Genomic DNA, 19164 nt, shown 5'->3' with positions numbered 1-19164 from the left:
AGATTATGGACAATCAACAACAACCGGTACGCCTTTCTCAACGTCTGCTGAGCTACCTGATTTGCGCATTAATAGCCTGGCAACCGCTGTTGCCTGCGCTGGCGGCGGGCATCGCCCCAACCAGTAAAGGCACCCAGCTGGATAAGGCCGCTAACGGCGTACCGGTGATCAATATCGCCACGCCAAACCAGGCGGGTCTCTCTCATAACCAGTATCAGAATTACAATGTGGGCAAAGAGGGGCTGATCCTTAATAACGCCACCGGCCAGCTCACCCCGACGCAGCTGGGCGGCCTGATCCAGAACAACCCCAATCTGAAAGCCGGGCAGGAAGCCAAAGCGATCATCAACGAAGTAACCGGCGCGAACCGTTCGCAGCTACAGGGCTATACCGAAGTGGCCGGGAAAGCGGCCAACGTGATGGTGGCGAACCCTTACGGCATTACCTGTAACGGCTGCGGTTTTATTAACACACCCAATGCCACTCTGACTACCGGCAAGCCGGTCATGGATGCGCAGGGCAACCTGCAGGCACTGACGGTCAGCCAGGGCACCATTACCGTGGAAGGGCAGGGGCTGGATGCCAGCCAGAGCGACGCGCTTTCCCTTATTTCACGCGCCACCGAAATCAACGCGGCGATCCACGCCAACGATCTGAAGCTGATCGCCGGGGCCAACCGGGTGGCGCAGGATGGCAGCGTCACGCCGATTAGCGGCAGCGGCGCTGCGCCGGGCGTGGCGGTGGATACCGGCGCGCTGGGCGGCATGTATGCTAATCGCATTCATCTGGTCTCCAGCGAAAAAGGCGTCGGGGTTAACCTTGGCAACCTGAATGCCCGCCAGGGCGATATGGTGCTGGATGCCAGCGGCAGGCTGACGCTGAAAAACAGCCTGACCAGCGGCGCGCTGACGGCCAAAGGCGAGAGCATCGCCCTGAGCGGCGATCATAAAGCGGGCGGCGCGGTAACGCTGAACGGCGTACAGGAGGTGGCGGTTAATGCGGGGTCGCTGGTCAGCGATAGCACTATTAGCCTGACCGGCAACGGCAAGGTTGCTCTTAACCAGGGCAAACTCACCGCCGGAAAAGATATTCAGCTCAGCGCCGCAGAGCTAAAAATCGATAAGGCAAGCACGGCTGACAGCGGCGGCAATATCAAACTCACGGCGCGCAACGGGGTAGATAACGCCGCGCAGCTTACCGCAGGTGGCACACTGACGCTTAGCGCAGCACAGGCGAAAAACAGCGGCGCGCTACTGGCGCAGCAGCAAACGCTGCATGCCGATACGCTGGAGAACAGTGGGCAGATTCAGGGCGGCCACATGCTGGATATTAGCGCCGCGCAGATCGGCAACAGCGGCACGATGCATAGCAACGAGGCGTTAACGCTCAATGCCGGACAGCTGAACAATAGCGGAGAGATGCAGGGCAATCGCACGCTGGCGCTGACGGCTGATGCGCTGGAGAACAGCGGTACGCTCTCTGCCGATAGCCTGACGCTGAAAGGAAAAACCCTGACCAACAGCGGCGATATCCTCGGCGGCAGGCGCAGTGAAATTAGCGCCGATCGGCTAACGCAAAACGGCACGCTGAGCGCACAGGGCACCACGCAGATCGCGGTGACGCAGCGGCTGGATAACGGCGGCGAAACCAGCGCGCAGGAAGCGCTGAATATCAGCAGCGAAAGCCTGTTTAATCAGGGATCGCTTATTGCGCCGCAGCTGTCGCTCAACAGCCCGCAGCTAACCAATAGCGGCCTGATCCAGGGCAACAGCATGCTGCATATCACCGCCGACGAGTTGAATAATGGCGGCAGTCTGACGGGCGATGACCTGCTGGTTCACGGCAAGAACCTGACCAACAGCAAAGATATCCTCGGCGGCAAGCGCAGCGAAATCATCGCCGATCGGCTGACGCAAAGCGGCACGATAAACTCAGGCACCACGCAACTGACCCTTGCTGATACGCTGGACAACAGCGGCGCGATTGCCGGTCAGGATGCGCTGATGATCACCAGTGGCAATCTGTTTAATCAGGGTTCGCTGAGCGCGCCGCAGCTGACGCTCAACAGCCCGCAGCTTACCAACAGCGGCCTGATTCAGGGCAGTAAAAATCTGGGGCTGACTGCCGATCGGCTGGATAACCTGAGCGGCGGCAGTATCGCCTCCGCCAGCGACCTCTTGCTTGACTTACCTGAGCTTAACAATAGCGGCCTGATCAAAAGCGACGCCGGACTGCTGCTCAGCGGCGACAGCTTAATCAACAGCGGCGAGATCAACGCTGCCACGCTCAACGCCAGCCATAACCAGCTGCTTAACCAGCAGGGTGGATATTTGCTGGCGCAGGGGGCGATGCAGCTACAGCAAAAACAGCTGAGTAACGAGGGGCAACTGGCGGCAGACAGCCTGGTGATCAACGCCGATACGCTGCACAACAACGGCCTGCTGCAGGGTAACAAAGATCTTGCCATTACCGGCAGTGACCTGACCAACGGCGGAACGCTGCTCAGCGGCGGCAAACTGACGCTACAGGGCGACAGCCTGGATAATCAGGGGCTGACGCAGGGCGATGCGCTGGCGGTAAACGTTAACGACTGGCAGAACAGCGGCAACGCGCTCAGCGAGCACGACGCCGACTTACAGACCAAAACGCTGCACAACAGCGGCAAAATTTTAGGCCAGCATGGCGTTCTGCTTCAGGCTGACAGCAGCGATAACAGCGGCTGGCTGGTGGCTCAGGCATTAACGCTGCGCGGCGATCTGATTAACAGCGGCCTGCTACAGGGCAACGACGAGCTAACGCTGCATGGCGACACGATCGGTAACCAGAGCAGCGGACAGCTGCTTAGCGGCGGCACACTGGATCTCGCCGCCACGCAGCTGGATAACCAGGGCGTTTTGCAGGCGGATACGCTGCGGGTTAATGCGCAAAGCTGGCAAAACAGCGGCAGCGCACGCGCCTCCTCGCTGCTGGATGCGCAAGTTAATAATGACATCAACAATGGCGGCAGCCTGATAAGTGAGCAAGCGCTTACTTTAACCGGCGATCGCATCCTTAACCAGGGCAAGCTGGCAGCGGATCGCCTTAACCTTACCTCGCCGCAGCTCACCAACGGCGGACTGCTGCAGGGCAACAGCATCCTGACGCTGAACAGCAGCCAGCTTAACAACCAGCAGGATGGCGAACTGCTGAGCGGCGGGCCACTGGCGTTAACGCTGGATCGGCTGGATAACGCCGGGCTGTTGCAGGTGGATGGCGCACTGGATCTCAACGCTCGTCAGGCCGGCAACAGCGGCAAAATGCTGGCCGATACGATTTCCGCTCAGGTTAATGAAACGTTGACTAACAACGGCGAACTGCTGGCGCAGCAGGCCACGCTCGATGCGCAAACGCTGGAGAACAACGGCGCGCTGGCCGCACAGAACCTGACGCTAACGGCCAATACGCTGCATAACCGTGGTGCGCTGCAGGGCGATAGTGTGCTGGATATCACTGCGCAGCAGCTGGATAACCAGGCCAGCGGCACGCTGCTGAGCGGCGACAGTCTGCTGCTGCACGGTGATCGCTTCAGCAATGAAGGCGGCTGGCAGGGCAAAAAGATTGAGATTAACGGCAATACGCTGGAAAACCTGGGCACCATCAACGGCATCGACCAGCTTACCGGCAGCCTGCGTGATGAGCTAAACAACGGCGGCAGCCTGTTAAGCCAGGGCGATGCCAGCCTGACGGCAAACAGCCTGACCAACCAGGGAAAAATCCTCGCTGACGGCCTGACGCTGCGCGGCCAGACGCTTAATAACAGCGGGCTGTGGCAGGGCAGTTCTCTGCTGGATGCTCAGGGCGACAGCCTGACCAGCGCGGCGGGCAGCCGTACGCTTTCCGGCGGGCTGTTAGCGCTGAACGCCGATCGGCTAACGACCAGCGGCACCCTGCAGGGTGAACAGGCGCAGGTTAGCGCCAACAACTGGCAACATCAGGGATCGCTGCTGAGCAACGGCGGGCTGACCGCGAACGTCGCGGGGCTGCTCACTAACAACGGCGATCTGCTCAGTCAGGACGCCGCGCAGATCCACGCGCAGACCCTGACCAACCAGGGCGATGTGCTGAGCGCGGGCGCGATGACGCTCACCGGCGACAGCCTGAACAACAGCGGTTCGGTACAGGGAAAAACGCTGCATATCGCACCGGCGAAAGTGATTAATCAGGGCAGCCTGATTGGGCTACAGGCGCTGACGCTGGGCGCGCTGCCGCAGATGGCGGGCCGCATGATGCTGATGGCACTGACCACGCCCGCGCGTGAGCTGATCAATAACCAGGGCGGCGCGCTGCTGACGCAGGGCACCTTAACCATCAATAGCGACAACGTCACTAACAACGGCAGCTGGCAGGGGCAACAGATTCTGCTGAACGCGCAGCGGCTAACCAACGGCGGCGCGATCCAGAGCGCCGACGGTATGCAGCTGATGCTCGCGGATAAGCTGGACTCCACGGCTGGCAGCAAAATCAGCGCTAACGGCACGGCGGCATTGCAGGCGCTGGCGTTAACCAACCAGGGACAATGGGCAGCCAAAAACCTGACGCTGAACGGCAACACGCTAAATAACGGCAGCGATATCAGCGGCGTTAACGGCCTGACGGTAAAACTCAACGGGGCGCTGACCCAGCAGCAGGATAAAACCCTGCTGACGGCGGGTAAGCTGGATCTGCAGGCGGCATCGGTAAATAACGCCGGACGTATTCAGGGCGGCGAACTGCAGGTGATTAGCGGCGCGATGGAAAACCGTGGCCGGATGCAGGGCGATAACAACCTGCTGCTGACGCTAAGCGGTCGTTTAACCAATGCGGCTAACGGCACATTGCTCAGCCAGAAGGCGCTGACGCTTAAAACGCCGGAGCTGTTCAACTACGGCCTGATTCAGGGCGGCGGAACGAGCGGAATTAACGCCACCGGCCTGGCGAACAATAGCGGAAAAATACTTTCCGGCGGCGAACTGACGTTGAACACCCCGCAGCTCACCAACAGCGGCTGGCTGCAGGCGACGCAGCTGATCCTGAATGCCGCCAACGCCAACAATAGCGGCACGCTGCTGGCGCAGCAGCAGGGCACCCTGACCGGTAACGGTTTGAATAACCAGGGCAGCGTGCAGGGCGACACTCTCACCGTTAACTATCAGCGGCTGACCAACGGCGGCACTCTGTTGGGTAACCATCAGCTAAACGTCACCGCCACGCAGGTAAACCAGCAGGCGGCAGGCAAACTGTTCAGCGGCGGCAACCTGGTGCTGCACAGCAACGGTCTCGACCAGCCTGGGCAGGTGGTGGCGCTGGGCGACGCGACGCTGAAGCTAATCAACGCCTTTACCAACAAAGGCACGCTGGCCGCCGGTAACCGACTGAGCGTGAGCAGTAACGGCGCGCTGGAAAACCTGGGCACCATGCAGGGCCAGGCGCTGACGCTTGGCGCGGGCGGCGATCTGATTAACAACGGCCAGCTCACCAGCGGCAGCGGCGACAGCACGTTAAGCGGCAACCGCATCGCGATGAACGGCAGTGGCACCTTGCAGGGCGGCGGCAATATCAATCTCACCAGCCGCAGCGATATTGCGCTCGACGGTTTTACCGGCACATTGGGCAACCTGACGCTCAGCGCGCCGGGCAGCATCGTGAACACCGCGCTGCTTTACGCGGCGAATAACCTTTATCTCTACGCCAACAGCATCAAAAACCAGCAGGGTGATGTACTGGCGGGTAACAGCCTGTGGATGCAGCGCGACGCGGCGGGCAATGCCAATACCGAGGTGGTAAACACCTCTGGCACCATCGAGACGCAGAACGGCGATATCACGGTTAAGACTGGGCATTTGTTGAATACAAGAGAAGGACTAAAGGTTAGCCAAAAAATTGAGCAATTATCCACACCGGAAGGCGTAGGAAATGCGACGATAAAAATATCGATTTTCCAGTTACCGCTGGGTAGCTACGGTTATTACACCACCTTGGTTGAAACTGAAAGCACCGCTGGTTGTGGCCCTCATGGCGGCGGTTGTTCAACTCACATCACAAGAAAAATCTGGTATGCGCCGCTGGAAGATAAAGAAGCGATTATACAAAAATTTGCTGTTAGCAAAACTCAGGTTGATGTTGTTAGCAAGGGCGGAGCCGCTCGATTAGCCTCCGGACGCGATCTCACTATTGCCGCCAAAACGCTGGAGAATCAGGCCAGTGATATCCTGGCAAATAAGAATATGTCTTTGTCGGGAGAGCAGTTAAACAATCAAAGCTGGCAATCAGGCATCAGTAACGAATATCTGGTCTATCACTATGATACAGGTAATCCACCGGTTGGACCGTATGCCGAAATTCCATTAACAACACAAAGAACCCAGGATGGCGCAAAAGGAAGCAACTTTACCTATCAGCTTACCGGTCATGAAACAGAGTTTAGTCCTGGAGCGCTTTACCGATCGGTTATTCAGGCTGGTGGCAATATCAATGCAAGCTTTAGCGATAATATTAGCAATAGCGCTACTACGGCTAATTCGGGCGTGGTCAGCCATTCGTTAGCTGCGCCAACATTAACCCGACTGAGCCAGCAAAATATTAACGGTGCGCAGCAAACACAATCACTAACTCCCGTTACGGGGCTTGCCATTAATTCACCACAGTGGCGCGATCAGCTGCAAAATGCGCTGCAGGCGATTAACGGCGGTGGCTCGCTGGAGAAGAACAGCGGATCCGGCGCAGCGCTTAATCAGTATGATGGCTCGCGTAAAGGCGCATCGCCGTTAGAGAAGGCGGCACAGCTGGCCGCTGCTAATACTACAGGTCAGGCGTTAAATAACTATCAGGGCAACCAGGTTGATACCAGCGCCTATCCCTTACCGAGCGGTAACAATGGCTACTTTGTGCTTTCCACCGATCCAAACAGCCATTATCTGATCACCGTAAACCCGAAATTAAACGGCTTAGGGCAGATGGATAAGGAACTGTATGGCGATCTCTATGCCTTACTCGGTACGCAGCCGGGAACCGCGCCAGCGCAGGAAACGCGTACTCAGTTCACTGATGAAAAAGCCTTTTTAGGGTCTTCCTATTTGCTGGATCGCCTGAATCTGCACCCAGAATATGACTATCGTTTCCTGGGCGATGCGGCATTCGATACGCGTTACGTCAGCAATACGGTAATCAATCAAACCGGCAGCCGCTATATCAACGGTATCGGTTCCGACCTGGAGCAGATGCGTTACCTGATGGATAACGCCGCCGCCGCACAGCAGTCATTGGGCCTACAGTTTGGCGTATCCCTGACCGCCGATCAGATTGCCTCGCTTGATCACAGCATTATCTGGTGGGAAGCCGCCACCGTTAATGGTGAAACGGTGATGGTGCCGAAAGTTTATCTGTCGCCGAAGGATGTGACGGTAAATAACGGCAGCGTGATTGCCGGTAATAACGTTAAGCTGGACGCAGGTAATATCACCAATAGCGGCAGCACATTTACCGCCAAAGCGGATCTAAATCTTGATAGCCAGAACAGCATTAATAACCTGAATCAGGGGCTGATTAATGCGGGCAGCGATCTCCAGCTGAGCGCGTTAAACGATATCAATAATATCGGTTCTGCCATCAGCGGGAAAAAAGTCGCGCTGGAAAGCCTCGGCGGCAGCATTAATAACATTACAGAAACGCAGGTATGGAAAAGCAATGCCAGCCGTAAAAATGGCATAAGTGTTAATTTAACAAAAACGGATAATGGTAAAACGGCCAGCATTAGTGCACTAGAAGATCTCAGCATAAGTGCTGGGAAAAATATCAGTGTGCAGGGAGCTGAAATTATATCGTCAAAAAGTTTGTTAATGCAGGCATGGGGCGATATTAGCGTAACAGCAAATGAAATAAAACAGGGGCAAAGCCAGTCCAGTGCTTATCGTAATTGGTTCGATCGCGGCCAAAGCAATAGCAACATCACACTTGATAACCAGCAAAGTATTATATCAGCAGGCGGCAGCGCAACTATAAATGCAGGAAAAGACCTTACGCTTAATGCCAGCACAGTTACTGCTAATCAAAACATGTCAATAACTGCAGGTAATGATATTAACTTAAATGCTGCAGCCAACCGCCAAAGCAACAGTAAAAATAAGATAGCTTCTGATAGTCAAGGTTATGATCGTACTTCCCTGAGCAGTGGTGGAAACCTTGTTTTAACGGCTGGACGTGATGTCCATAGCCAGGCAGTCAGTATTAGAGCAAAAGGCGCTTTGGCTGCGAAAGCTGAACGCGATCTCAACCTCAACGCTGCAACCACGCAGCAAAACAGCCGCAATGGCAAATCGGAGTCTCACGCCTCTGGTCTGGATCGCACCACTATTTCCAGCGGCAGCGATTTGCAACTGGCGGCAGGGCGCGATCTCACCAGCCAGGCGGCAGGTCTGGCGGCGGAAGGTGACGTGGCATTGCAGGCGGGACGCGATCTTAATCTGCTGGCAGAAGAAACCCGTTCCGGCAACAGCTACAAGGCGGGCAAAAAGCAGGAAATCAATGAGCATGTACGCCAGCAGGGCACCGAAGTCGCCAGCGGTGGCGATACCTCGTTGCTGGCCGGGCGCGACCTGAACAGCAGCGCAACCCAGGTCACCGCGCAGCAGGATATCGCGGTTGCCGCCGGTCATAACGTTAACCTGAACACCGCGACCGAAAGTGATTATCACTACAAAGAGGAAACCAAAACCAAAAAAGGTTTCCTGAAGAAGAAAACCACGCACACCATCGAAGAGGACAGCGCCACGCGTGAGGCGGGCACGCTGCTGAGCGGTAATAATGTCGCGGTCACGGCGGGCAACGATCTGCTGGTCAAAGGCTCGCAGGTGGTGGGCGATGGCAGCGTTGCACTGAGGGCAGGCAACAATGTAGATATTGCAGCGGCTACCAACACCGACTCCAGCTGGCGCTTTAAGGAAACCAAAAAAAGCGGCCTGATGGGCAGCGGCGGCATTGGCTTTACTATCGGCAGCAGCAAATCGGTGCACGACCTGCGTGAGAAGGGCACCACGCAAAGCCAGAGCATCAGTACCGTGGGCAGTACCGGTGGCGACGTGGCGATTACCTCAGGCGGGCAAACGCATATTGGCGGGGCGGATTTGGTGGCAGGCAAAAGCCTGGATATCAACGGCGATGCGGTAGTGATCGAGCCGGGCCACGATAAGCGTACCCGTGACGAACGCTTTGAGCAGAAAAAGAGTGGTCTGACGCTGGCGCTGTCCGGCGCGGTAGGCGAAGCCATCAATAGCGCAGTGGCAACCGCGCAGGCGGCAAAAAGCGAAAGCGACGGCAGACTCGCGGCGCTGCAGGCGACCAAAACCGCGCTCTCCGGCGTACAGGCAGTGCTGGCGTCACAGCAGGCAACGGCCAGCGGCGATCCGAATAATGGCGTAGGCATCAGCGTCTCACTGACCACGCAAAAATCGAAATCGCAGCAGCATCAGAGTTCTGATACGGTTAACGGCTCCACGCTGAACGCCGGTAAAGATTTGACGATTACCGCTAACGGTAAAGGCGACAGCGCGCACAGCGGCGATATTCTGATTGGCGGCAGCCAGATGAAGGTGGCGGGCGACAGCACGCTGAACGCCGCCAGGGATATCCTGTTAACCGGCGCGGCCAGCACGCAGCAGAGCAGCGGCAAAAACAGCAGCAGCGGCGGCGGCGTTGGCCTGAGTTTCGGCGTGGGCAGCGGTAGTGCGGGCATAAGCATCTTTGCCAGCGTCAACGGCGCGAAGGGCAAAGAGAGCGGCAACGGCACGCGCTGGAGCGAGACCACGCTGGACAGCGGCGGCAACGTGGCGCTGAACAGCGGGCGTGATGCCACGCTGAACGGCGCACAGGTCAGCGGCAACAAGGTCACGGCGGATATCGGGCGTGACCTGGCAATTAGCAGCCAGCAGGACAGCGATCGTTACGACTCGAAGCAGACCAGCTTTGGGGCGGGCGGTAGCTTTACCTTTGGCTCGATGAGTGGCTCCGGTTACATCAGTCTCAGCCAGGACAAAATGCGCAGCCGCTACAACAGCGTGCAGGAGCAGAGCGGCATCTTTGCCGGCGACGGCGGCTTTGACATCACCACCGGCAGCCACACGCAGCTGGACGGCGCGGTGATTGCCTCCACGGCAACTGCGGATAAGAACCGCCTCGACACCGGCACGCTGGGCTTCAGCGATATCGGCAACGCGGCGGACTATAAGGTCAGCCACAGCGGCATCAGCGCCGGGCTTTCCAGCGGTGGTTCGCTGGGCGGGCAGCTGCTCTCAAACGCGCTCTCTAACACTGCCGGCACGCTGCTGGCGGGGCTGGGTGGTAAAGGCCATGCGGAGGGCACCACGCAGTCGGCGGTGGCCGACGGCACTGTCACCATCCGTAATCAGCAGCAACAGCAACAAAATCTGGATGACCTGAGCCGCGACACGGAGCACGCTAACGGCAGCATCAGCCCGATATTCGACAAGGAGAAGGAGCAGAAGCGGCTGCAGATGGCGCAGATGGCGGGTGAAATCGCCGGTCAGATGAGCAATATCGTGCAGACCTATGGCGATATTCAGGGGCTGGAAGCGGCGAAGGGAGCCGGTATTAAGGGCACGGCGAAGGAGCTTCGTGAAAGCCCGGAGTATAAAAAGGCGCAGCGTGATTTCGGCACCGGCGGGAAGTGGCAGAGGGTAACGCAGTCGGTAAGCGGCATCCTTACCGGGCTGGCGGGCGGTAATGCGGCGCAGGCGGCGGCGGGCGGGCTGAACCCGTGGGTGGCGCAGGTCATCAAACAGCAGACCACCGACGCGCAAGGCAACGTGAACGTGGCGGCGAATGCGGCAGCGCACGCGGTGTGGGGCGCGGTGGCAGCACAGATGGCGGGCGGCAACGCAGCGTCCGGTGCAGCGGGCGCCTTCAGCGGCGAGCTGGCGGCGCGCTATATTGCTGAGCATTATTATCATGTTGATTTGTCAGAGCCGGGCAGTCAGCTGACGGAGGCTCAGCGTCAGGAACTGAGCCTGATGAGCACGCTGGCAGCGGGCCTGGCGGGCGGCCTGGCCGGCAACAGCACGGCAGCGGCAACCACCGGTGCGCAGGCCGGGAAGAATGCGGTTGAGAATAATGCGCTGAGTGATTTGACCGATGCATTAGCGACAGGTAAGACACCGCAACAGCAGGCAGACGAACGCGTCGAAGCCGAAAATGAACGCTATAAAAAGGAAAACTGCGCAGGGATGAGCGCAGAAGCGTGCTCAGTGAAAATGTACAGTCAACGACGGGAAGAGTTGAAAGATATCCTGTCGACGGGCGCAGATTTTGTGCCGGTTGTTGGTGATGTGAAAGGTTTCGCGGAAGCACGGTCAGCGATAGACTATCTTGCGGCAGCAGTTGGACTGATTCCCGGCGCAGGTGATACGGCAGGTAAGGCCATCAAAGCGGCAGAAACAGCGCTGAAGAAAGGAGATATAGCTGAAGCATCGAGGCTGATCAATAAGGCCAGTAGCGACATATCAGCCACTAGTTCTTTGCAAGGTGCCAAACTTAAAGAGTATTACAGGCAAGCCGAAAAATATGGGCAGGATAGCGTTAAAGAATTAAATGATGGGCGCTTCCGCTTTTACGGAACTGTAACCGCAGCGAAAACTAGTGGTGAAATGGCTGGGGCAAGACTGGTCAGAGAATGGAATCCGAAATCTGGACAAACTCGAACGTGGTACGAAACTTTAGATCATTCCGGGAATGTTAGAAGCGTCGCACCTAAGCCAGTAACGAACGGTAAAAATCACCGTATCTTTGATGAAAATGGCAACTACCAAGGCCGTAGATAAAATGACAGAAAAGAAACCATCAAGAGAGGATCTCCGGGAAAAAATAATTCAACTCATATCTGGAGAATCGGATCGTGAAGAAGTATCTGAATGGGCATTCTCAATTATTGATGATGACCACACTTATGTTGATGACCAGGTGACTTGGAAGATACTGCAATGCTTAGGAGCTGTAGATTTACCAGACATAGATCGAGATTTTTTATACGGAAAAGAAGACTTCGAGAGTTGGTTAGAAGAACTTAACTAGTATGAATCCGGCTTTCAGGCCGGGATCTTTTACCTTCCTACGCCTCAGACGCCCATCCTGCGCGACGGGCGCCTTCAGTGGAGAGCTGGCGGCGCGCTATATTGCTGAGCATTATTATCATGTTGATTTGTCAGAGCCGGGCAGTCAGCTGACGGAGGCTCAGCGTCAGGAACTGAGCCTGATGAGCACGCTGGCAGCGGGCCTGGCAGGCGGCCTGGCAGGCAACAGCACCACGGCGGCAACCACCGGCGCGCAGGCCGGGAAGAACGCGGTTGAGAATAATGCGCTGAAGGTGCCGGAAAACCAAGACCGAGCAAAAGAAATGACTCAGTGTCAGGGAAGAGAGGCTTGCACCGTCGTAGTTGAGAAATACAAGAAGATTAACGCTGAACAGCATGAAAGTGTTGTGAACTGTACCGGTGCCCAGAACTGCGTCGATAAAGCAAATGAAGTTGGCAGGCTACAGGCTGATTATGCTAATCGCACCAATGAGTTGCTTGAAAAATCGCGTGCTGAAGGCGGTCTGAGTCAGGCAGATCAGGATGAGCTTTCAATCCTTCAGGTGACGACAGTCCAGCTTGAGGCAGACAGAAACGCAGCCATTCATAACGCGTTGATGTCTGGTGACTCATCCGAAGCGAAGCAGCTTGCGATAAACAGTCTTGCTCAGGCGGCAGGAACCAGTGCAGCGGGAATTGCGGCTGGGATTGGGAAGGCTGGGAAAGGAAGCCGCTTACCTACGCCACAACCAACTGTTGCATCTAATGGTTTGGTATATAAATCGAATCCAAAGCATACTCCAGGTCAGCCAAGTAATAGACCTAATGCAGGTATTGAACCTCAGGATTCACTAAAGCTTTTTGAGCAATCAATTCCGAGCACAAAACAATACCCAAATAAAGAGGTTCGCTTTGCTGTTGATAGCCAGGGGAATGTACACCGTTTTGTTGGTACGAATGGTGAGTATCACTGGAACGGAAGTACCGCAGATAAGAATGCTTTGACCAGTGACCAAATACCGACCGCAATCCAGAAAAAATTAGGAGTCAGAATAAAATGATTTATGGTGATCCGCTTTGTTTTGCTCTCCAGTTTGATATTGTTGAATGCTGGAATGAACCGGATGATATCTGGAAAAATGGCCTTTTTACTTTATATATTGAGGGTAAAAAACTGTTTGATGTAGTAGATGTTTTTGAGTTGCGAACTACGTTTAGCTTTTATTCAAATGCACCAATTAATGAATTAGTTATCAATGAGTTGAATGTAAGTGCAGTTGAGCTATACAAGAATGCTAAAGATTATTTTCTTGGCGATGGTGAAGAATTGATTAATGGTTTATTTGATATGACTTGTGTTCCGATGGAAGATAATCGTTGCTACCTATATTTTATCAAGACAAATACTGGTGATAGGCTTGTATGGAGCACTGATGCTGGCGATAGTATAAACGAAACAGTTCTCCCGTCCGGGACAATACTTAATGTAATTAATAAATTAAAAGTCTGCCCTTTATAAATCAATCCCGGCCATCTCGCCGGGATTTTACTATGCATACCAGTCAGTTACCATTCCTCAGCCAGCCGTATCACCAGTTGCCCCGGCTGGCTGGTGACGTCCACCTTCTGCTCGGTCTCAAAGCCCATCTCAGCCAGCCAGTGGCCCTTAAGATGCAGACCGGGCGACTGGCTGTAATACAAAAACTCCCCGCTGCGCGTCGCATGTCTGCGGCTGATATAGCCCACAGTGTACCGGCGGGTTGTGGTTGTGACGGTCTCTGGCCACCGCTGCCCTTGTAAATAGACCCGTTTATCTGGCTAAGCCGCGTCGGTTATTTAATCTGGCTGACCGCCGCATGGCTCAGGTAAGCGCTACCCGCAGTACCGTTGAGCAGACAGATACTCAAACCGGCCTGCGCGCCAGCAGCGTTGCGAAGCGCAGCTTAATACGATTACCTTGCGCGTCGGTTTTATGCAGCGCGCCGGGGTTCTCGTTGTACTTCAGAATATCCCAGCCGTCGTAATAGCCCAGCAGCTCGCTGCGGCTAAAGGTAAAGGGGAACGGCATCGGACAGGGATAGTCCGGCGTACTCATTGCCGCCACAATCAGATTGTGGCCGCCCGGCGTGGTGGCCTGCTGCATCTGAGCAATCAGCCCCGGGATCGTCTCCGGCTGCAAAAACATCATCACCACGGTAGAGAGCAGAAAATCGTACTGCTTCTCAATCGTGACCTGATTTAAATCGCACTGCTGCAGGCGAATCCCCTCCAGCGCCTCGGTGGCAATAATCTGTCGCAGGCCATTCAGGCTGTCGCTGTTTTTATCCCAACCCTCAACCTCAAACCCCTTCTGATGCAGATAAAGCACATTGCGCCCGTTGCCGCAGCCTAAATCCAGCACGCCCCCCGGCGGAATGATTTTTGCCGCTTCCACCACCTCAGAATGCGTCGGCGTTAGCTGATAGCGGCGGTGATAGTAATCCTCCGGCTTGCAGTAAAGTGCCAGCTGGCACTCCATGTCCGGGCTGAAACCGGTCACGCGATGCAGCTGCTCCGGCCCCAGACGCGGCGGGCGGGAATCAGCGGTTAAGGTTAAGGTCTCGGTTATCTCGCCCAGCTCAGTCAGCAAGGCGAGATCCAGCGTGCCTTTATACAGCTTCGGCTGCGCCCAGCTGCCCGCCTCGGTGCGGTAAGGCTGCTGCCAGGCGGGCGGCAAGGTATCACTGTTCCAGCGCGGCAGCGTTTGATAACAAATCAGGTCGGTCATGTTTGGCTCCGTGTTTAACGGGTTAACTGTTTCAACAGGGGAAGCGCCTGCTTCATATGATCTTCACTGACCACGAACGCTTTGAGCTGTCCGACAGCGTCCACTCCTTTTGCCACAATGCCCGCTTTACTGAACTGCATCTCCCAGTTCAGATCGGGATCGCCCGCGCTGCCTGCCAGGTGCAGCGGCAGATCCGGCGTTTTAACCCTTACCAGCATCGCCGGCAGGCTCAGGCTGGCGCTGTTGCCGGTCAGGTTTTTCGCCAGCGTCATCGCTGCCAGCTGAGCCGGTTGCAGGTACGGCATCAGTTTGCCCTGGATCTCTGCACAGTCGCCCAGCGCAAAAATATCGGGATGCGACGTGGTCAGCCGATCGTCTACCACGATGCCGCGCCGCGTGGTCAGGCCCGCCTGTTGGGCCAGCGCAATGTTTGGACGCAGGCCAATGGCGCATACCGCCGCATCGCAGGTGATCTGCTGGCCGTTGCTCAGCGTGGCGACCAGCGTATCGTGATAGCGCGCCAGCGAAGCCAGTTCGCTGTTAAAGCGCATCTCCACGCCTGCTTGCAGCAGGCGATGTTGCAAACGACCGCTGATTTCCGGCGGCATCAGCGCGGATAACAGGCCGCCGCTGCGATCGATTACCGTTACCTGTTTACCGGCGCGATTAAGGTCCATCGCCAGTTCAGTGCCGATGAGTCCGCCGCCAAGCAGCAGCACGCGTTGCGCGCCCTGCAGGCTCTCTTCACACTGCCGATACTCCTGCTGGCTGTTCAGGGTATACATCAGCTCACTGCCGCTGACCGGCGGCACCAGTGCCTCGGCTCCGGTAGCCAGCACCAGCTTGCCGTAGGCGAAGTCGCCTGCCGTGGTCTCAATGCGATGCGCGGCGGCATCAATACGCGTTACCCGAGTATGCGGATGCAGCATGATGTTGTTCTTCTCCGCATACTCAGCGGCGGTAACGCGGGTCAGATCGTCGGCCCGCTGCGCCAGAGAGAAAACGTGGCTCAGCTCTGGCTTATGGTATTCATCGCAGCTGTCCGCCGCGATCATGCGGATAGCGATCTCTTTATTCTGCTGACGCAGATTTTTAATCAGCTGTCGGGCGGCAAAGCCGGAGCCGATAATGACAATATCTGATGACATAGTCTTAGCCCTCGTACGGGTCAAAAACGTCTTTACCCATGCCGCATTCCGGGCAGAGGAAGTCGTCCGGTACGTCAGCCCAGGCGGTGCCCGGCGCAACGTCCTGAGAATCTTCGCCGGTCGCCGGGTCATAGACCCACAGGCATACGCTACAGATCATCTTTTGTTCAGCATCGCCTGCGGCGGCGCTTTCCGGCGCGGCGCTAATCGGCACATTCAGCGCGGCGGCAGGTGCAGCGGCAGGCTCCGGCTGGGCAACGTTTGCCGGCAGCGGAGAGAGTGCCCACTGACGCGCAATAGTGCGGCCATGCTCACGGCACGCTTCCAGCGCTTTGCCGTCCGGACGCCATTTAGTTTTCAGGCTAAGGGACATCTCAAAGCCTGCGTCCTGTAAGCGGGTAGAGAGGCGATCCACCGCACCGCCGCTCCAGCCGTGCGAGCCGAAGGCGCTGGCGTGTTTGTTGCGGAAGCGCAGACCGGTCATCTCTTCAACCAGCCCGGCGATTTTCGGCATCATCACGTTGTTCATGGTAGAGGTACCCACCAGCACGCCTTTTGAGCGGAACACATTGGTCAGCACTTCGTTTTTGTCGCTGCGCGCCACGTTAAAGATTTTCACTGCCACGCGCGGGTCAACTTCGTTAATGCCCTGAGCAATGGCATCGGCCATCATGCGGGTGTTGTTGGACATGGTGTCGTAGAAGATGGTGATGCGATCTTCCTGGTAGTCCGCCGCCCATTTCAGGTACAGCTCTACAATCTGCGTCGGGTTATCGCGCCATACCACGCCGTGAGAAGTGGCGATCATGCTCACCGGCAGGTTAAAGCCAAGGATTTCATTGATTTTCGGCGTTACCAGGCGGCTGAACGGCGTCAGAATGTTGGCGTAGTAGCGCTGGCACTGCTCAAACAGCTCAGTCTGGTCTACTTCGTCATTGAACAGATGTTCATCGCAATAGTGCTGACCAAAAGCATCGTTACTGAACAGCACCGCATCTTCGGTCATATAGGTCATCATGCTGTCCGGCCAGTGCAGCATTGGCGTTTCCACAAAGATCAGCTTTTTGCCGTTACCGATATCCAGCGAGTCGCCGGTTTTCACCACATTAAAATTCCACTCCGGATGATGGTGATGACCATTAATTGAATCGATAGCGTTTTCAGTGCAGTAGATGGGCGTATTGGGAATACGCGTCATCAGCTCGGTCAGCGCGCCCGCATGGTCTTCTTCCGCATGGTTGATGATGATGTAGTCGATTTTATCCAGATCGATTTCCTGCATCAGGTTGGTCACGAATTCACGGCTGAATTTATGATCGACGGTATCAATCAGGACGTTTTTCTCTTCTTTGATCAGATAGCTGTTGTAGCTGCTGCCTCGCAGCGTTTTATATTCGGTACCATGAAAATCACGTACTTCCCAGTCACGTTGGCCTACCCAGGTAATGTTATTTTTAACGTGAATGCTCATTTTGGTTCCTCAACAGGTTCATAAAGTTTCTTTTCTTATTGCATGCGGCGTGCCAACTTTTATTTTATTGATATTTAAGCGTTTTAATTTTTGTGATTGTTAAAGTGACAATTGAGGTTTATTGTGTTTTCAACAATGGCATTGTGGAAAAGACAGCATGACTATCTCAGTTGAAGGCCTGGCCGCGCTGGCCGTAGAGATCCAGAACGGACTTTCCCGCTCCGATCGTTTTAGCCGGATGATCGCCAGTATTCATCACCTGCTGCGGTGCGATGCCACCGCGCTGTTGCGCTATGAGGCGCAGCATTTTCGTCCACTGGCGACCGCCGGACTGGCGCCGGATGTAATGGGGCGTCGTTTTAAAATCGAAGCGCATCCGCGTCTGGAAGCGATTGCCCGCGCCGGAGATGTAGTGCGTTTTCCGGCGGACAGCGATTTACCCGATCCCTATGATGGATTGATCCCCGATCGGCATGAGCTGCATGTGCACGCCTGCGTTGGGTTGCCGCTGTTTTCCGGTCAGGATCTGATAGGTGCGTTGACGCTGGACGGCATGAATGCCAGCCAGTTTGATGATTACAGCGATGAAGAGCTGCGTGTGGTGGCAAGCCTGGTCGGCAGCGCTCTGAACAACGCGCTGCTGCTGGAACAGCTGGAGCAGCCGGGCAACGCCTTTACGCTCGGCGCTCACCGGCAAAGCACAGGCGAAAGCAGCGAAATGATTGGCGAGTCGCTGCCAGTGCAGCAGCTAAAGAAAGAAATTGCGGTGGTGGCGCCTACCGATCTTAATGTGTTGATCAGTGGTGAGACCGGTGTGGGGAAAGAGCTGGTGGCGCAGGCGCTGCATCGCCAGTCGGCGCGTGCTGCCAGCCCGCTGATTTATCTGAACTGTGCGGCACTGCCGGAAACGGTGGCGGAAAGCGAGCTGTTCGGTCATGTGAAAGGGGCTTTTACCGGTGCGGTACACGATCGTACCGGCAAGTTCGAAATGGCCGATAACGGCACGCTGTTTCTGGATGAAATTGGTGAGCTGACGCTGACGCTACAGGCAAAATTGCTGCGGGTACTACAGTATGGCGATTTGCAGCGCGTCGGCGAAGACCGACATCTGAAAGTGGACGTGCGCATTCTGGCCGCCACTAACCGTGACCTGCGGCAGGCGGTGGCGGAGGGCAGTTTCCGCGCCGATCTGTATCATCGTCTGAGCGTATTTCCGTTGCAGGTTCCGGCGCTGCGCGAGCGTGGCGAAGATATTATTTTACTGGCCGGTTACTTCTGTGAGAAATGCCGGGTGAAATTTGGCCTGCAGCATATCGCGCTCAGCGCGGCGGCACGCAGCATGTTGAGCGGCTACGGCTGGCCTGGCAATATTCGTGAGCTGGAACATGCTATCTATCGCGCCACTATCGTTGCGCAGGCGGATGCCCGCAACGGTGATATTTTGCTGATGCCGCAGCATTTTTCCCTGGATAGCGCAACGGAAGTGGCGGCGACGGCGACGCTGGCAGAAACCCTGCCGCAGCAAAGCCTGCAGGACGCTACGCGGGATTTTCAGCGACAGTATATTTCCCGGGCGCTACAGGCCAGCAATAATAACTGGGCCGCCTGCGCCCGGCGGCTGGAAATGGACGCGGGTAATCTGCACCGTCTGGCGCGCCGGTTAGCGTTGAAGTAGGGGCAAAA

Annotated in this window: 9 protein-coding genes; 5 read left to right on the top strand and 4 right to left on the bottom strand. The window is 56.2% G+C overall.

Annotated features, from left to right (window positions below; translation table 11 throughout):
• Nucleotides 1–5: 5 nt before the first annotated feature.
• Genes ACQE3Z_RS16890 through ACQE3Z_RS16875 form a run of 4 tightly spaced genes read left to right on the top strand, consistent with a single transcriptional unit; the run spans nt 6 to nt 13614 of the window.
• Complete coding sequence (locus tag ACQE3Z_RS16890) at nt 6–11846, top strand: hemagglutinin repeat-containing protein (RefSeq protein WP_426974675.1); 11841 nt, start codon at nt 6–8, stop codon at nt 11844–11846.
• Nucleotide 11847: 1 nt separating this feature from the next.
• A complete protein-coding gene (locus ACQE3Z_RS16885; protein ID WP_426974674.1) occupies nt 11848–12096 on the top strand; it encodes a hypothetical protein in 249 nt (82 codons plus the stop codon).
• A 1-nt stretch (nt 12097) separates the two neighbouring features.
• Nucleotides 12098–13156 carry a VENN motif pre-toxin domain-containing protein gene (locus ACQE3Z_RS16880; RefSeq protein ID WP_426974673.1) on the top strand — a complete coding sequence of 353 codons (1059 nt, stop codon included), beginning with the start codon at nt 12098–12100 and terminating at the stop codon, nt 13154–13156.
• On the top strand, nt 13153–13614 hold the full coding sequence (locus ACQE3Z_RS16875; RefSeq protein ID WP_250652002.1) for an immunity 42 family protein: 462 nt from the start codon (nt 13153–13155) through the stop codon (nt 13612–13614). The genes ACQE3Z_RS16880 and ACQE3Z_RS16875 overlap by 4 nt, the downstream gene beginning before the upstream one ends.
• A gap of 47 nt (nt 13615–13661) precedes the next feature.
• Here ACQE3Z_RS16875 and ACQE3Z_RS16870 read toward each other — a convergent pair whose 3' ends face one another.
• The 4 genes from ACQE3Z_RS16870 to norV all read right to left on the bottom strand — a co-directional run bounded on the left by ACQE3Z_RS16870 (nt 13662) and on the right by norV (nt 17481).
• Nucleotides 13662–13841 (bottom strand): SymE family type I addiction module toxin, encoded by a 180-nt coding sequence (locus ACQE3Z_RS16870; RefSeq protein WP_426974672.1) that lies wholly within the window; start codon nt 13839–13841, stop codon nt 13662–13664.
• A 157-nt stretch (nt 13842–13998) separates the two neighbouring features.
• Nucleotides 13999–14862, bottom strand: coding sequence for an SAM-dependent methyltransferase TehB (gene tehB / locus ACQE3Z_RS16865; protein ID WP_426974671.1), 864 nt, complete (start codon nt 14860–14862; stop codon nt 13999–14001).
• Between the two features lie 14 nt (nt 14863–14876).
• Nucleotides 14877–16010, bottom strand: a complete 1134-nt coding sequence (gene norW / locus ACQE3Z_RS16860) for an NADH:flavorubredoxin reductase NorW (RefSeq protein WP_426974670.1) — start codon at nt 16008–16010, stop codon at nt 14877–14879.
• A 4-nt stretch (nt 16011–16014) separates the two neighbouring features.
• Complete coding sequence (gene norV, locus ACQE3Z_RS16855) at nt 16015–17481, bottom strand: anaerobic nitric oxide reductase flavorubredoxin (RefSeq protein WP_426974669.1); 1467 nt, start codon at nt 17479–17481, stop codon at nt 16015–16017.
• Nucleotides 17482–17638: 157 nt separating this feature from the next.
• Here norV and norR point away from each other — a divergent pair, with 157 nt between their 5' ends.
• The gene (gene norR / locus ACQE3Z_RS16850; protein WP_426974668.1) at nt 17639–19156 is read left to right on the top strand and encodes a nitric oxide reductase transcriptional regulator NorR; all 1518 of its coding nucleotides are present in this window, start codon (nt 17639–17641) and stop codon (nt 19154–19156) included.
• Nucleotides 19157–19164 lie beyond the last annotated feature (8 nt).

It is taken from the genome of Pantoea sp. FN0307 (assembly GCF_050113815.1).
Lineage (GTDB): Bacteria > Pseudomonadota > Gammaproteobacteria > Enterobacterales > Enterobacteriaceae > Mixta > Mixta alhagi.
This window is presented reverse-complemented; position numbering and strand designations above follow the sequence as displayed.

Excerpts from the sequence above, each read along its gene's own strand:
- ACQE3Z_RS16885 (WP_426974674.1), top strand. The coding sequence starts at position 11,848 with ATGACAGAAAAGAAACCATCAAGAGAGGATCTCCGGGAAAAAATAATT.
- ACQE3Z_RS16875 (WP_250652002.1), top strand. The coding sequence starts at position 13,153 with ATGATTTATGGTGATCCGCTTTGTTTTGCTCTCCAGTTTGATATTGTT.
- ACQE3Z_RS16890 (WP_426974675.1), top strand. The coding sequence starts at position 6 with ATGGACAATCAACAACAACCGGTACGCCTTTCTCAACGTCTGCTGAGC.
- norV (WP_426974669.1), bottom strand. The coding sequence starts at position 17,481 with ATGAGCATTCACGTTAAAAATAACATTACCTGGGTAGGCCAACGTGAC.
- norR (WP_426974668.1), top strand. The coding sequence starts at position 17,639 with ATGACTATCTCAGTTGAAGGCCTGGCCGCGCTGGCCGTAGAGATCCAG.
- norW (WP_426974670.1), bottom strand. The coding sequence starts at position 16,010 with ATGTCATCAGATATTGTCATTATCGGCTCCGGCTTTGCCGCCCGACAG.
- ACQE3Z_RS16880 (WP_426974673.1), top strand. The coding sequence starts at position 12,098 with ATGAATCCGGCTTTCAGGCCGGGATCTTTTACCTTCCTACGCCTCAGA.
- tehB (WP_426974671.1), bottom strand. The coding sequence starts at position 14,862 with ATGACCGACCTGATTTGTTATCAAACGCTGCCGCGCTGGAACAGTGAT.